General features: G+C 39.3%; 12 protein-coding genes and 1 pseudogene. 1 reads left to right on the forward strand and 12 read right to left on the reverse strand.

The window, feature by feature from the left end; all coding sequences use genetic code 11:
• Positions 1-5: 5 nt before the first annotated feature.
• The 11 genes and pseudogenes from BMX95_RS18015 to BMX95_RS18060 form a co-directional block, all read right to left on the reverse strand.
• Entirely contained in the window at positions 6-920 is a 915-nt protein-coding gene (locus tag BMX95_RS18015; RefSeq protein ID WP_081202648.1) for a metallophosphoesterase, read from the reverse strand.
• Positions 921-933: 13 nt separating this feature from the next.
• Complete coding sequence (locus BMX95_RS18020) at positions 934-1,461, reverse strand: hypothetical protein (RefSeq protein WP_081202647.1); 528 nt, start codon at positions 1,459-1,461, stop codon at positions 934-936.
• Between the two features lie 13 nt (positions 1,462-1,474).
• Positions 1,475-2,647, reverse strand: coding sequence for a DUF4221 family protein (locus BMX95_RS18025; protein WP_165759022.1), 1,173 nt, complete (start codon positions 2,645-2,647; stop codon positions 1,475-1,477).
• A 173-nt stretch (positions 2,648-2,820) separates the two neighbouring features.
• Positions 2,821-3,159 carry a hypothetical protein gene (locus BMX95_RS18030; RefSeq protein ID WP_081202645.1) on the reverse strand — a complete coding sequence of 113 codons (339 nt, stop codon included), beginning with the start codon at positions 3,157-3,159 and terminating at the stop codon, positions 2,821-2,823.
• Positions 3,160-3,318: 159 nt separating this feature from the next.
• A complete protein-coding gene (locus tag BMX95_RS18035; RefSeq protein ID WP_081202644.1) occupies positions 3,319-5,907 on the reverse strand; it encodes a metallophosphoesterase in 2,589 nt (862 codons plus the stop codon).
• A gap of 40 nt (positions 5,908-5,947) precedes the next feature.
• A complete protein-coding gene (locus BMX95_RS35855) occupies positions 5,948-6,601 on the reverse strand; it encodes a RagB/SusD family nutrient uptake outer membrane protein (protein WP_394334995.1) in 654 nt (217 codons plus the stop codon).
• Positions 6,602-6,676: 75 nt separating this feature from the next.
• A pseudogene (locus BMX95_RS35860) lies at positions 6,677-7,366 on the reverse strand (RagB/SusD family nutrient uptake outer membrane protein); the annotation flags it as partial.
• Between the two features lie 49 nt (positions 7,367-7,415).
• Positions 7,416-10,868 carry a SusC/RagA family TonB-linked outer membrane protein gene (locus BMX95_RS18045; RefSeq protein ID WP_081202642.1) on the reverse strand — a complete coding sequence of 1,151 codons (3,453 nt, stop codon included), beginning with the start codon at positions 10,866-10,868 and terminating at the stop codon, positions 7,416-7,418.
• A 118-nt stretch (positions 10,869-10,986) separates the two neighbouring features.
• Positions 10,987-12,204 carry a FecR family protein gene (locus BMX95_RS18050; protein ID WP_081202641.1) on the reverse strand — a complete coding sequence of 406 codons (1,218 nt, stop codon included), beginning with the start codon at positions 12,202-12,204 and terminating at the stop codon, positions 10,987-10,989.
• A gap of 444 nt (positions 12,205-12,648) precedes the next feature.
• Complete coding sequence (locus tag BMX95_RS18055; RefSeq protein ID WP_081202640.1) at positions 12,649-13,236, reverse strand: RNA polymerase sigma factor; 588 nt, start codon at positions 13,234-13,236, stop codon at positions 12,649-12,651.
• Between the two features lie 321 nt (positions 13,237-13,557).
• Positions 13,558-14,025 (reverse strand): hypothetical protein, encoded by a 468-nt coding sequence (locus BMX95_RS18060; RefSeq protein WP_081202639.1) that lies wholly within the window; start codon positions 14,023-14,025, stop codon positions 13,558-13,560.
• Between the two features lie 193 nt (positions 14,026-14,218).
• Here BMX95_RS18060 and BMX95_RS18065 point away from each other — a divergent pair, with 193 nt between their 5' ends.
• Complete coding sequence (locus BMX95_RS18065) at positions 14,219-14,476, forward strand: hypothetical protein (protein ID WP_081202638.1); 258 nt, start codon at positions 14,219-14,221, stop codon at positions 14,474-14,476.
• A 1-nt stretch (position 14,477) separates the two neighbouring features.
• On the opposite strand, the gene BMX95_RS18070 is transcribed toward BMX95_RS18065, so the two are convergent.
• Complete coding sequence (locus tag BMX95_RS18070; protein ID WP_081202637.1) at positions 14,478-15,605, reverse strand: TIGR03364 family FAD-dependent oxidoreductase; 1,128 nt, start codon at positions 15,603-15,605, stop codon at positions 14,478-14,480.
• Between the last annotated feature and the right edge of the window lies 1 nt (position 15,606).

Raw genomic sequence — 15,606 nt, forward strand, 5'->3', positions numbered from 1 at the left:
GCATCTTATAATACAATTTTTTCAGCTTTGTCATTTGTATATATCCGGTACAATCCTTTCCTGGTTATCAGCAATGCTTCGGAATTTTCAGTAGAATGATCAGTATCGGTGTTAATTACTTTACCGTTAAAATAGGTAGCTATTTTCTCTGAAATGGTATGACCTGTAATAATCTTTTTAACACCAAACTGATCTAAGGTAGCATCAATTACTTCTTCCTTCATTCCGGAATTATAATAACCTCTAAACCAGAAAGGCGAACATTCACTATTAAATACAATCTCTAACAAAGGGTCCCTAAATGAGTCATTTCCCTTTGTATAAAAAGGTCGTACCCGCTTATTAATTTCAGGAACTGATAAGTTCAGCTTCAATATATCTTCTGAAATTCCGCCATGAACAAACAGATACTCGCCTATCTTTTCTATAATGTTTTTTGTTCGAAGCCAATGCCACAATTCGTGATTACCTCCATACAGAGCAGCCTGAGGTCTTTTCGATTTCGTTTCTTCTGCATATTTTGGATGTACGTATCGCCAATCTCCATTTAGATTCATGATTTCATGATTCCCCAGAATAAAATGAACATATCCTCCATGTCTGCGCGCCTTTTCCTCTAATGAATAGATTAACCACAAACATTCGGCAACCTGCTCGCCTCTGTCAAAACAATCACCAAGTATAACCAAATGATTATCTGAAAATGTCCATTGCAGGTATTTATTAATAACTTTTCCTCGTACTAACAACTTACAAAATGTTTGAAAATTACCTTCAATATCCGAGATCACAAAAATCCTGTTTGAATGCTTGTAAACTGAAGGTTCATTTTCAACAGATTTTTTTAGCCTGAATGAAAAATACAGATCTGACTTATCAGCTCCGGGAATAGATATAGCTATTTTCGGATTTTTTATCATCGAGCAGGTTTTTCTATTTATTTACATTTCGATACCCTGAAAAAAACTCCCTTAAATCTTCCTTTACCGTTATAGGTATAGCCGCTACTCTTTTATAGGCTTTTTGATTATGCGTATAATAGAAAGTCGGCTTATCTGTATATAAATTGTATTTGTAAGCAGAATTTGCGCTATCCAGAATGACGTTATCAGATTCTGGTAAACCCGCATGTTCTTCTTTAAAATAACTTCCTATTATTTTCTTTCCTCCTATCGCAGAAATAACGACAAAGTGATTGGGCAACAACCGACTCTCATTTTTGATGATGCTGTCTATTGTCTTTTTTCTGCAAGCCGGGCAACTTGCCTGCACAGGCAGTACTAAAAACGCAAGCGAATCGTGCCTGGTGGCTTCCGGTACTCTGTTGTCTGTCAGCACGATCAGCTTTCTAAAAATGGAGTCTTGTGCAACAGCTTCTGTTATAAATTCAACGCTACTCCCTTTTTTAGCTTTTCCGCATGCCACCAACAGGATTGTCAATATAATCATTGTTGTTTTCATAAAAACAGTATAATTATTTTTTAGTCACCTGATTCTTATCAGGATATTCTCGATAATTCAATCTTATAAAATGCAGCGCATATTCATCTTTAGGATCTACTCTGGTATATAAACTCCCATCTTTTGTAAAAAAAACGGAACTAAAGGAAAAATCACCTTTCAACTCCGATTCACCAATAATTTTAAAGTTCTCGTCAAAAACTATTACACTTTGTCTTTTAATTCCTGCTTTGGCCATATATTCGTCCCTATTGATTTTTTGCCTGGCCAATCGTAAGTACCTTTTATGCAAAGGGTCGAAATAAATAGGTCCATACGAGTCTCTCATTCGAAACTCCTGATAAGCCTTGTCATTTTTTATAGCCTGTTCGGGAACAGCCTGAATGTCTTCGTGTTGAAAACGACTTTTCCCCTGGTAAGCAAAATGAATATCTCTCAGGTTGGTCTCGTATATATTAGTATCGGCAGGAAAGCTAAAAACAAAATTCCCCTTATTGTTAAAACAATAACTATAATTCAAAAAGTTATATCCATATAGCTTATGGAAATAGGTTTCGGATAATGAATAGTATTGGCGGTTGCCTGAATTCAGCAAGTCAAACGCATATAACAACTTCCAATTTTTCAAAGCAGGAAAAGACGTTTCTGTCACCCAGGGTCTAACCCCCATATACAAAGTAGTTCCCATTAATACGGCAGGCTGGGTATTTTCAAAACAAGCATATTGATCATTTCTTTTTTCAAACGCTATATCCTTTTTTAGCGTTCCGATACTATCATATAGGTAGAGCGACTTTTGATTTGTAATAAATATGCTATCAAAGTTTACAATATAGACCGATGCCTTATATATATTCTTTTCTTTAAACCACTTCTTAAGCTTAATTTTCTTTACCCTTACCTGGGTCGAAAAATTGTAAATATTAATAGATGAAGAACGACCGTCAAAAAATGACATATATTCAACTCCATGATCCTGAAAATAGTTAAACGATTTTATTTCGTTATATGAATTATCACTCAGCGTGAAACGCAAGCTATCACCTGGAATAAACTGAATATCTCTATAAGAAGGATCAATTTTTTTATAGGTACTTTTAACTGTCTCACGGGAAGCATCCTGACATTGGGCAAAAAACAGACATAAACCACATGTCAATATCTTCCAAAGTTGAACATATTTCATTTCCATTTTATTTTATACCAAATTAATAATCCCTGCTGCAGTGTAATTGCAGTTGAAATGACTTTTGACAAAAAAACGGTGCTTCATTTAGGAGTAAAAAGTAACTTTCTAATACCATAGGTATAAGAAAGTTACTTACAAGATTAATAATCCGGGAAACCAGCTACCGATAATTAAACAGCAGCACTTGTAGTATCAACGCTATTATTAGGATTAGACTGAGAAGTATTGCCAACTGTGTGGTTTGCACCTACAGAAGTACCATTATCATTGGTGAATGTAGCACCAACAGAAAGATGGCAAGAATATACTTCATCATCTACATCAGGTATGCATGAATTTACACCACCGCTACCTAATTCACCACTATTAGACTTTAAAGTGGCATTATTTGCAGAATTATCATCTGCAGCATCTTTTGACTTAGCGGGCAATACAGCTGCGGTCACTGCAGAGGCTGCCATTAATACTAAACCCAGAACAGACAGTTTCTTAAATGATACTTTTGTCATAAAATAATAGTTTTAAGCTTTAATAATTAATGATATTCGAATGGCCATTGAATTACCTTACGAAATTATTAATCGATACTGCAGTCTCCTTGCAGTTAAAAATAAAAAAGGACCGTATCAGTTCGATACAGTCCTTTTCTATATTAAATATTGAAAACACTAATCAGTCGAAAGGGCATCAGGCGTTTTTTCATAATCTTTGAACAACAAAATTCGCTCACCTTTACTATTGACCCTGTAGAACCGCATACCTTCTACCAGGAGGGCTTCACTTTTACCTTCGCTATGCTTTGTATCTGTATTAATTACCTTCTCATTGTAATGTACGCTAATCGTGTCTGCAACTATTGTATGTCCGGTAATTATATGTTTTACATTAAATTTTTCCAGCGTACTATCGATAACAAATCCCACCTCGTTTTTATTTTCATAATAAGTACGATACCAAAAGGGGCTCGTTGAATAATGCATAATAGTATTTACTTTTTCGTTGGCATTCAGCAGGTTGAACTCCGAATAATAAGGTCTTGCCAGCGTATTGATCTCAGTTACGTTATTTATAACCTGGTTTACTTTTCTGGAGATGCCACCATGAACGAATAACAGATCACCTATTTTTTCTATTACGTTCTTGGTTCTTAACCATCTGCCTAATTCACTTTGTGTATTGTATAGGTCTTTCAGGTTCATTCCTATTAACGTAGCATTGGTTTTGTATTTATCGACAACGTAAGCATATTCTCCCTGCATATTCATAATCTCATGATTGCCGAGAATAAAATGAACATAACCACCGGCAGCTTTTGCCTTTTGTTCCAATGAATAGATCAACCATAAGCACTCAGTCACCTGATTACCTCTGTCAAACATATCGCCACCAAATACCAAATGACCTTCACCGAAAACCCAGTTATAATCTTTATCTATTATTTTATTAGACATTAATAACTTTCTGAGTGCATCAAAATTACCCTCAATATCAGAAAGTACCAGTAACTTATCTGGCCTTTTAAATTCAGCCGGCTCAACCTGTAAGGCTGCTTTTAATGGTACATTGAAGGTTTTGTCCTCATCTGTATAAACCCGTAAAACAGAGGCGGTATCATTATGTAATTGCTTCCTGAGAAAACGACTTCCGTAAACGGCATAACTATATATGCCACCGTTTTGATGAAAAACATACGGACCGTCTTTCATTTCGGCTAGTTGCATTTGGAGAAATGAGATCATTTTCCGGCCATTATCAAGCCTTGGATCGATCTTCTTTTTGTCATATTTAATAAAAAGTCCGTCATGATCAACTACCTCCAATGAGGGATAGGCATCAATATAAAACTTTTTAACTATATCATGATCCTGACCTTTTTCTCCTGTATTTAATTGCACCCCGGCACCCGTGGTATATTTTTTCTGCGCTATGCTTTTTATCCACTGAGCTCTGTTTTTGTCGGTTGAGACACTTACAAATACAATATTTGTATCGCCTTTGAAAAACTCTTCAACATTTTTTAATACAGAGGCCATTCTTACACAACCGGTGCATCCTGTAAACCAAAAGTCGAATACAGCAATTTTTCCTTTTAGCTGTTTACTGGAAAAATCATTACCATAAATGTCAGTAAGTACAAATTCCTGCGTGTATCTGGTATTCCATTTTACCCTTTGGGCAATTTCATAATCCTTTACGATTTTCTTTGCCTCAGCATAACCTGGCTGAGAATAGTAATCAGCTAACGCCGCTTCCACTTTAGGTGTAAACCCAGCCTCATGTAAAATGCCTTTTGCAAAATAAAATGTATAGGCCATTAAAGCCTCTTTAATTATTCCTTTATATTTTAATTTGACCTTATTGTATATAGATATAAAAGGGTCTGCCGGATCTTTACCAAGTATGGCAGAATCCTCACTCGTATTGAAAAACTTACCCTTTTCTCTATAATCCTCATCATGAAGCATATCCCAAACATAATCAGGATCAAAAAGAAAAGAACGTTCATACCTCAACCATTTTGAACTGGTATTGTCCATGGTTGAATCATATATCCTGCAAAGATCTTCATTCGATAATCCATATTGATTTTTAGGCCCTACAATTGATGACCGTCGAATAGAATGAAATTTATGCAGCCTGATCTTTTCAATTTCGGTAAGTATGCTACCCTTTATTCTTTCATAAATCACCTTTGATAATTCATTTTTCTTACTTTCAATCAGATCCAGTGTCAATACAGTCTTTTTATTCAAAAATTCATTCCAGGACAGGTAATCATCCAAAGAAGATGCAGGCGATCTTTTAGGATCCGAAAGCGACTGGTACTCTTCAGATTTTTCCAATCTCCGATCTAATGATTCCAATTCTTTTAATAATAGGAATTTTTCTGCACCCCTACCCGAGATTGTGACCTCGTTAGCAACACGCTTTATACGAATGCTATCCCCTGGTTCGATATAATAGCCCCTGCTTGTTGACAACATATTCAACCCTATAACCTGGGGGGCCGGATAAAACAGCTCCCATTTCGCTATTCCATTATTTAACTGTTGTTTTAAAGCTTTGAACTGCACTCTGGGATATATAAAACGATCGAACATAAAAGGTCTGACCTGCATTTCTATACTTGAAGACATATCACCAGTGTCCTCAATTTCAACAATCACTCTTTCCTTGTTTTTGGAGACATCCTGCGAATAGATGCTTGCAGTATTAAGTAGCAAAACCAATAAGCATTTTAATTGCTTGGTATTCATTAAAAATAATTTGAGTTAGCAATTGGGGAAACCAAAATGATCAATAGCCATCGTTTTGTGACAAACGCATAAGGTTTACATCCTGTCCGGGAATAGGAGATATTGCCTTATTATCAGGAAATAATAACGTGGACTGATACCCCTGGAAGACATCTTGCCTTTGGACACCTAACTTCCATCGTTGCAGGTCAAACATACGTGTCCCTTCGAAACACAACTCTTTTCTTCGCTCTTTATATATTGAATCTAATAAAGCAGGACCTGTGGCCGTCACATCAGAAATTGTAGTATTGGCTCTTCTTCGGATTGCATTCAGAAACATCCTGGCATCATTTTCATTTCCTGTTCTCATAGAAGCTTCGGCAGCTATTAAAAACATTTCAGAAGATCTGAGCACCGGAGAATAATAATCCCCCTCTGCAACAGGAAACAACGCACCAGCCACGCTGGATGGAAATTTAACAACCTTTATCCGGGAACCAGTTGTGTCCTTAACCCAGTTTTTCCGAACATCATTTGAATTTTCTCTTAATATACTGGCTATATCGTTAGTAGCTACATGATAAAATGCTGACTTTAATGAATAGCCAAGGAAGCCTCCCACTGCAACCGGGGTAGCCTGAAACAATACTTCGGTTTGTTCCGGGCTTTTATTTTTGAATAAGTCGTTGGGGTAACCCGCGCTTATTGTCATTAATGGAACCTGATTCGCTACTTCAATGGAAAGTTTCTTTGCGTTTTCGAAGTCTCCCTGGAATAAATAAACCCTCGACAAAAGCCCTTTGACGGCCGGGCCACTAAAATAACGGCAATCTGTTGTGGTTGATGGCAAATTCGCCATCGCGTTGTTCAGGTCATCTATCATGTATTGATAAACTTCTGCTACCGTTTGCCGGGTATAGGGTTTTGTAATATCAGAGGTAGTAATATAAGGGACCCCAGGATGGGAGGCATCAGCCGTATAAGCATAACTTTGAGCAAAAAAATTAACCAGTCTGAAATGAACTAACGCCCTGATCGCATAAGCCTGCCCCTTGATTCCTGCTGCTTTATCCGGGTTTTCCTTTGCATACTTATCTACATCTTCGATCACAAAATTGCATGCACGCACAATTTGATATAAGTCTTTCCATGTTGAATTCATAGAAGTAGATGTATTAATATTTACCTCATCGAATTTTTGAGACCAGTTATATTGTAACAACAAAGGACTCGTGGCAGAGGAAGGCTTTAAGTTATCCGATACCAGCTCAGGGTAAGCCGCTGTATAATAAAACTCATGGCCTGTAGAGATCATCACATATATGCCATTCAAATAATCCTGCATGGAATTCAAATCTTTAACATAACTCTGCTTGTTAAGATTACTGTTATCTACAACATCCAAAAAACTTTTTTTGCAAGACAATGATAAAATTAATAAAAACAGTATACTGATTCGATATGCGCAAAATTTCATAATTGTTGTTTTTAATCTTAAACTAAAATGCTGCTAATTTTCACTTAGTTTAAAAGCTAACATTTAACCCAACAGTATAAGATCGTTGTTGTGGGTAAATGATACTACCGAAACCAGATGAACCGATATTCTCAGGGTCCTGTCCGGAATATTTTGTCCAGGTTGCCAAATTATGTCCCTGAATAAAAATTCTTGCAGAACTCAAATGCAATCTTTCAATTAATCCTCTTTGAAAGCTATATGCTAACGCCACATTAGCTAACCGGATAAAATCACCATCATACAAATACCGGGTTGAAGCATTTGTCCCTTCATCAAGGACAGTACCGGTACTGGTTATAGCCTGACCATTTAAGAGCCTGCGAGGATTAGCAGCAATGTCACCAGGTTTTTGCCAACGATCCAATGCACTTTTAGTCTGGTTCAGGTATGGATCATTATTATTGGCACTACCATCATTTTGCAAATTCGAATTGTAGTATATTTTTGAACCATATTGGTAATAAATTGCAGCCGAAAGCTCAATCCCTTTATATCCAAATGAATTCGTCACTGCACCAAACCCATCAGGCTGGGCTTTGCCCACTATTTCAGGTTTTGCAGCCATATAATTTTCGCTGAACTTACCAGTTGAATCCACCCACATCGGTCTTCCATTATCAGGATTTACACCAGCCCAGCGGCGCAAATAGAATGAATTATATTCAGAGCCAACCTCATTAACCAGGTTTGTTCCCGTTATGGTAGTTCTGGGATAGAAAGATTTTGTAAGTCTGTTTTGGTTCTTACTCCAGTTGAGGTTTATATTCCAACGAAAATCACCCTTTGCAATAATTTTTGAAGCCATTGATAATTCTATACCCTTATTTTTTATATCTCCAACATTGCCGGTAAAAAACTGGGTACCTGTTGCCAAAGGAGCATTAATATCATATGCAATTAAATTTTTAGTCTTCCTGGTATAGATGTCTGCAGTAATATTAATACGGTCTTTTAAGATCCTGAGCTCAAGACCTGCGTCCCAAACAAACGTCTGCTCCCATTTTATACTTGGGTTGCCGGGATTACCAGCTGCAGGATATACGGCCACCCCGTTTAAGTAATTTCGTAATTGAAGTGCATCAAAACGTAACATATCGGTAACCGCAGCTGAATTACCCGCAGGTCCCATGCTCCCCCTTACTTTTAGCAGATTCAACCACTTGTTCGTCCTTCTTAACAAGGGTTCATCGCTAATTATCCACCCACCACCGATTGACCAGTAGCTACCAAAGCGGTTGTTCTTTCCAAAATTGGAAGCGCCATCTGACCGAAGGCTTCCTGAAATATAGTACCGCTCAAACAATCCATAGTTTAACTGACTGAAATACGATAGCAACGTTTGTTTTGACGTGTTCCCTCCCGCAGCTGAGACCGTGCCTGTTAACAGCTGATCTGAATTTGGATTGGAGCTTAAATTTGTTCTTGTTATAGTAAGGTATTTACTGCTTGCAATTTGAGCTTCCTGTCCCACTAAAATATTCAGATCATGTATCCTGTTCCATGATTTATTGAATCGTAAGATATTTGTAGAAATAACATTGGCCGACCTGAATGGCTGTTCAGTAAGACTACCCATAGTAGTACCAATGCTTACCAGAGGATGCGCTTTTTGTTTTACTTCATTAAGCATAAAATCAACTCCCAAAGTGGAGCTAAATGCAAAATTCTTAAACCTTGCTTCTCCGTATAACTTGTTAATTCCTCTAAATGCTGTACTGTTATTAATATTTAAATCAGTCTGAGCAATAGGGGTAGGCGAAGCACTACCGCCGGTGCCTCCAAGTCCCCAATTGAATTTATAAAACAGATTACCAGACATATCCCGTATTGGATTCAGGGGCGATATGGCAATAACTTTTAAAAAATTATTAGTCCCTTCGCTGGCATATTGTTGTATGTTATAAGATAAACCTGTATTAATTCCCAGTTTCAGCCAGCTTGTTGGCCTATGCTCATAGTTAAAGCGAACGGATTTTCGATCATATCCGGTTTTAGGAGTTACTCCATCCTGCTTTGTATATTCCAGATTAATATAAAAGTTAGATCTTTCATTTCCGCCTGACATGGATATTTCATTCGAAACCGTAACAGCTGCCTTTTTAAAATATTCATCGACCCAGTTGGATGGCTCATAGAAACTGGTATCTCCGGGAGAATTTACTATTATGGGGAATTTTTTTCGAAGATCTGTTAAGATGGCAGCATCCTTTGAATATAAAGTGGGATTATTATTCCGGTACGCCTCAAACAACAACGCTAAGTACTCCTCCTGGCTTAACATTTTTATTTTCCCCTCAATAGCAGAAGAGACATCTGTTTGATGACGAAAATTAAATACTGTCTTTCCGGTTTTGCCTTTTTTGGTCGTTACCAATAATACCCCATTACTTGCTTTGGAACCGTACAGCGCTACCGCTGATGCATCTTTTAAAACCGAAATCGATTCAATGTCTGACGGATTCAACTGGGCCAATGGATTGGTTATTCTCAAAACAGAAGCGGAGGTGTTAGCCGGGGGATCCTGGGTAACCGGAATTCCATCTATAATAATCAGGGGATTTCTAAATGATTCTCCATTGGTGGGCTGCGCCCCTGTTGCTATGCCTCTCAATACAAAATTGGAAGGCGGCGCACCAGGTTGACCAGTCCCGCCAGTTACCAATAATCCAGGCACCAGCCCTTGTAAACTTTTATCAAAACTTCTATTCGGCAGATTCTGTATTTGCTCCCCTTTCACCACAGTTACGGCTGCTGTATTTCTTTTAACTGTTGTGGTATTATACGCCACTACAACCGCTTCATCGAGATTATCACTCTGCTGCGCCAAATCAATAGTAATAAACCCCTGCCCATTCAACCGCACCTCCCTCGCCTGATGACTCACACTACTTACCACCAAAACAGCATCCTCATCCACCTCTGAAAGCGTAAAGATGCCATCCTTGTCGGTACTGGCGCCGTTGTCGGTGCCTTTGATCATAATACTGGCGCCGGCAACAGGAATGTTGTTACTGGTTACTTTACCACGTACAGCAATGAGCTTGCCTTTGTTGGGGAGAGTGAAGGATACAGCAGTCGGGACAGGTGCAACTGGCTGCTGTTCGGGCCTTCTTTTTACAATGATCGTTTTATCTACTATGGCATAGCTTAATGGTTGATTGCGGAAGCAGGCGTCAAGCGCCTCCTGCAGACTTACATTCTGCAGATTAAGGGATACCTTAACAGCTCCCTGTAGCAATGTTTCGTTGTAAAAGAAGCGGTAACCGCTTTGTTTTTCGATACTTTGAAAGACTTTCTGAATGGGGGCGTTTTCATGCCGGATCGTAATACCACCCCAGTCGTCTTCAGCCTGCATGGTGGCCGGATTAAAAATCGTTAAAAAAACAAGAAATCCTGCAAATACCAATACAGGTTTGGTCAAAAGTTGACCGCTACGGATGCACCAGGTCCGTAATTTCATACATTTGCGTTTTAGGTTTGATAAATAGAAATGTTCTCAACAGTTTTTATTTAAAAATGACCCAACCAAACATGGCCGCCCCATCTCGAACATGGGACGGCTTTTTTATGGCTATTGATCAATTTTTCACAACTAGCGTACGGCCTTTCAGTTCAAACCTAACTTCGGAATATTCCAGGATCTTCAACAACTGACTCAAATTCACATTCCGTCCAATCTTCCCGCTGAATTTATCTTTGGGTTTTCCATCAGGATAGCTGACTTCTATATCGTACCACCGGGCTACCTGCCGCATCAGTGTGCTGATATCGGCACTTTGAAACAGGAACTCGCCATTCTTCCAGGCAACCACTTCTTCCATCGATGCATTTTCTTTTACCTGTATGTTATTTTGGTTCCTGTTTATCTGTGCCTGTTGGCCCGGTTTTAAAATGGCGGTTGATTGTTCTTTGGCGATCTTTACTTTCCCCTCCAGCAAGGTGGTTTTTATGGCAGCCTCATCATCATACGCATTGATATTAAAATGGGTTCCCAATACTTCCACCTCTGCCGGTCTTTTTTCGCCGGTAGCTGATTGTATTGTTACCTTAAACGGCTTGTGGGCATCTTTCGCAACTTCAAAATATCCTTCCCCGGTGATTGCAACTCTGCGTTCCTTACCAGCAAAGGCAGTGGGATATGTAATGGAAGAAGAGGCATTCAACCATACCCGCGTGCCATCTGGCAACTTTATCTGAAACTGTCCGCCTGCTGGTGTAGCGAGCGTATTATATGTTACGGTTGTTGCAGTTGTCGAAGATGAATAGCTCAATGTACCTTCCTGCTTTTCTATCTGTACAGCGCCCTGCTCGGCTAATAAACCATTATGTGCATTGTCAAGCACAATAGTTTTTCCGTCACTGAGCTTCAATATCGCTTTATTTCCTCCTGGCAACACATCATTGATAGTAGTTTGGGCCACCTGCGTGGCAGTGGTTGGCCTGGGTTTGTTTTGCAACCAGAAATATGCTACGGTGGTTAAAACAGCTGCGGTGGTCACTGCAACGGCCAGGTATCTGTACTTTCTTGTATGGTGTACAGGCAAAGGAATGACCGGTGTAGTTTCAACGGTAGCATTTTCAATTTTTTTCCATACAGCTTCCCTGGCGCTTTCTGCTTCATAATAAGTGATCAGTTCCTGGCGCAGCGTTTCATCGTGCGTCAGCTGTTGTAACAGATCACGGTTGATTTGACTTTCACCAGCCCATTGTTCCAGTTCAATCGTTTCCTCAACAGTCAGCTCTCCACGCCACTGTTTAATGATAAGGGATGCAATTCTTTTAACTACTAAATTCATTTCAATGGTTTAAATAATAGCCTGCCTTCCCAATGAAATCAGGCGTATCAGTTTCTTAATGTTGCAAGCAAATGGTGTAATGGCAATCGTAGTGTAGGAAAAGGTTAATCTATACACTTTCAGGATCAAGGTTGGAATCTGCGATGAATGTGTATGTAACCTAGAAACGATGGACTGTGAATTTGTACCAAAGTATTTTTTAGAAAATCCTCGAGATAACAATTCGGTAATATTGAATTGATTGTCAGGGCACTCGATGTTTAATAATTATCAATTTACACCGGTTTTATCCTTGTTTCTATTGATGAATATCAAAAGGGTTCACCAATTTATTAAGGAATATCAATAAAAGAAAAGTTTCATCATTTCCACTGGTACAAAAAAAAGTATCGATCGTATTACGTCGATACCCTTTACAATTTTATCCATTTATTTAAGACCCCTTCAGGAAATCATCATCAAAATAAACAACACAAACAATTCCATATTGTAATTCTCCAGCGCCAGCCTTAAGATCTTAATAGCACGGGCCTTTTGATTACGAACTGTTTGCTCGGTGAGGGATAACTGTTCTGCGATAGCTGCATTCTTCTTGCCTTCGAGCCAGGCCATTTTGAAGATGCGTTTGCATTGGGGGGGAAGGTTCTCGATTTCGCTGTGCAATTGTTTCAGAACCGCCGTTTTTATCTCGTCATTGAAAACAGGTGTAGTGTCTACTTGTTCCGTTAAAGTATATCCGAATGCCTGTTTGTTCACCGTTTGCCGTTGGCGGTAACGCAAATAATCCATACAGGCATTGCGGGCGGTAATATATAAGAAGGCCTTTATGTTCTCTTCGGTATTGAAATTGGCATGCAGTTTCCACAGCTTCACAAACGTTTCGGCGGTGATATCCTGCGCTTCTTCCCTATCCTCGATCAACTTTTTAATGAAGCTGTATAACCGGCTGTAGTGCATATTATACACCGCTGCAAAGGCTTCTTTGCTGCCCTGCTGAAAACCAACAATAATGTGGTAACCCGGAGTCTTCATGAACCAGTTCCGTTGAGAGTGGTTAGTTATTATTTACTGACAAACAATTGGGATAAGTTCTAAATCGTAGTAGTTGTTAATGGTAGCTATACAAGGCAAGGTTTGACGTGGTAAAAATAATCAAATTTAATATTGGCTTGTTTAAATAATTATTAACGCAGTAGTAGAACCGGTGCTCCCATATGTTATATACATTTTACAACATAACTATCCCTTTGTTATAGAATATCTATTAAAGCCATTTCTCCTTTAATGACCAATCATTAAACGAGCAGATTTATTGAAAAAATGTAAAACCAGCAGTAACAGATGTGAATAATTCTACTTCAACAATCCCTGTAATTTTGGGGCAGCCGGCATATTGGCAAACCAGCAACTGCCTAAAACCATTCCCGCCTGTTCAAAATAGGAATCATGTCGTGTGGGGCTGGCCGGTATTTGGCATACTGCCAGCGGCTCTTGTTTGTTGTGCTGATGGATGATTAATTTGGGCTGGTTATTATCTACAATATGGTAGTCAAAGATCTGCTTATTGATCTCCAGCCGGCCGGTATTGTTGTGGTTGTGGTGGGCAAACTTTCCCTGGTCAACACCGTACACATTTTTAAAGATAATCCGGCTGGCATTGCCATTTGATTCCATAAAGAATACCAAACGCTCTTCTTCATACGAAATCCGTACAGATTGCTGTTCCGGACTATATTTCATTACGGCTAATACCACTTCGTCATTCACCAAATGATATTCCTTGATCCCGGTTGAGGCGTTACTAATCAGGGTCCACTTCATGCAGTTAATTTAGATGGTCAAAATCGCCGCAAGGTAACTTTTACCGGGGCAGCACTATATTAAATCACTGTTACCAAATTTAAATCATATAATAATTATTCGGTACCGGTATTCGATTTTTGGTCAAAAACTTAACATTGGGAATATTACCGTTTTGTTATCTTTATATTAAGTCTTTAAAAACTATTCTTTCATGAGCACAACAAAAAAACAGCCCGAATCAGGGAAAGTATCGAAGAAAAAACTTTCTAAAGTTGTATTGGAAAAATTGAGCAGCAGCCTGACCGATTATCACATAAAAGATAAGAAGCTCGAAAACCGGTTAGAAAAGGTTAGTAAGCTGCTGGCCGGTGATATTAAGAAAGGCCTTAAAAAAGAAACACCTAAAAAAGACAAGTCAACCCGTCGTAAAAAGGCACAAAAGAAGGAAAAGATAGCTGTTCCTCAATAACTTACAAACCAGCTATTATTTCTTCCGCCAGTCCGAATGAGAGGGTCATTCCGGCCCCTCCCAGCCCATTAAAAATATAAACCCCAGGCTCGGGCGATTCAAACAGATGGCTTTCTCCATTGGTGAGTTTTGCATACACCCCATTCCAGGTGGCGGTAATGGTATTGCTTTTAAACCGGGCGAAGGTTTGTAAGTAATCAAGTATCAATTGATTAATATTTGCCTTATCAAACGGATCGGGCGATAACCCGTATTCATGGGAATCTCCTACCGTTAGTTCATACCGGCTGTTTTGCGATACCATTACATGCACTCCCCATCGTACGTGCTCTGGCAATTCCTGTTCGTACTGGCGACGCAATAATAACAAAGAAGACGCCCTGGCAAAACTTTTATAATGGATCAATGATAACCCGCCACATAATGAAGGGCCAATCTCCCATTTATCTGGCTGGGCCGCAAATCGCATCATCTGCAATTTGCACCGCGTAATGGGCATTTTCCCAAACACCTCCGGGTACAGGGTTTCAAAATCAGCGCCGCTGCATACAAAGATCAGGTCGGCGCTGTATTGCTCGTTTATCCCAACATACACGCCGTTGTCCGCAATATAACTAACACATTTGCCCCATTTGAATTCAATGCCATGCCGCTCCTGTAAATAAGAGGGTAGCCAGGCAATGGCTTCCCGGGGATCAACAATGGCTTCGTCGCTACTGAACAAACTACCCATTAATTGTTGCGGCACCACTGCGGGTGATCTTTCCAGCACCTGTTCGGGGGATAACAGGGTTACCGGTCTTTCTGTTTTGAACAATTCATACAACTCTTGTAACACCACCCATTCCTGTTGATTATAGGCCAGGTGCAGGCTACCGGTCTGATCACAATTAAATACACCGGTATTACTGATCTCCTGCCAGATGTTCCGGCTGCGAACAGCCCGCTCGTACCACTTCCCTTCCGGCTGCCCAATAGGCCAAATCATTCCAAAATTTCGTATAGAAGCGCCGGTTGCCTGTTGATTGCGTTCCAAAACGGTCACCGCATAACCTTTTATAGCCAGCGCACGCGCCATTGCCAGTCCTGTTATTCCTGCGCCAATTACAATTGCTGATGGTTTTACCATG

The organism is Niastella yeongjuensis, from assembly GCF_900110245.1.
Taxonomy (GTDB): domain Bacteria; phylum Bacteroidota; class Bacteroidia; order Chitinophagales; family Chitinophagaceae; genus Niastella; species Niastella yeongjuensis.

What these genes read in the sequence shown, in the direction of transcription:
- BMX95_RS18050 (WP_081202641.1), bottom strand. Translation starts at nt 12,204, where the DNA reads ATGAATTTAGTAGTTAAAAGAATTGCATCCCTTATCATTAAACAGTGG.
- BMX95_RS18065 (WP_081202638.1), top strand. Translation starts at nt 14,219, where the DNA reads ATGAGCACAACAAAAAAACAGCCCGAATCAGGGAAAGTATCGAAGAAA.
- BMX95_RS18025 (WP_165759022.1), bottom strand. Translation starts at nt 2,647, where the DNA reads ATGAAATATGTTCAACTTTGGAAGATATTGACATGTGGTTTATGTCTG.
- BMX95_RS18070 (WP_081202637.1), bottom strand. Translation starts at nt 15,605, where the DNA reads ATGGTAAAACCATCAGCAATTGTAATTGGCGCAGGAATAACAGGACTG.
- BMX95_RS18060 (WP_081202639.1), bottom strand. Translation starts at nt 14,025, where the DNA reads ATGAAGTGGACCCTGATTAGTAACGCCTCAACCGGGATCAAGGAATAT.
- BMX95_RS18015 (WP_081202648.1), bottom strand. Translation starts at nt 920, where the DNA reads ATGATAAAAAATCCGAAAATAGCTATATCTATTCCCGGAGCTGATAAG.
- BMX95_RS35855 (WP_394334995.1), bottom strand. Translation starts at nt 6,601, where the DNA reads ATGACAATAAGCGCGGGTTACCCCAACGACTTATTCAAAAATAAAAGC.
- BMX95_RS18020 (WP_081202647.1), bottom strand. Translation starts at nt 1,461, where the DNA reads ATGAAAACAACAATGATTATATTGACAATCCTGTTGGTGGCATGCGGA.
- BMX95_RS18045 (WP_081202642.1), bottom strand. Translation starts at nt 10,868, where the DNA reads ATGAAATTACGGACCTGGTGCATCCGTAGCGGTCAACTTTTGACCAAA.
- BMX95_RS18030 (WP_081202645.1), bottom strand. Translation starts at nt 3,159, where the DNA reads ATGACAAAAGTATCATTTAAGAAACTGTCTGTTCTGGGTTTAGTATTA.
- BMX95_RS18055 (WP_081202640.1), bottom strand. Translation starts at nt 13,236, where the DNA reads ATGAAGACTCCGGGTTACCACATTATTGTTGGTTTTCAGCAGGGCAGC.
- BMX95_RS18035 (WP_081202644.1), bottom strand. Translation starts at nt 5,907, where the DNA reads ATGAATACCAAGCAATTAAAATGCTTATTGGTTTTGCTACTTAATACT.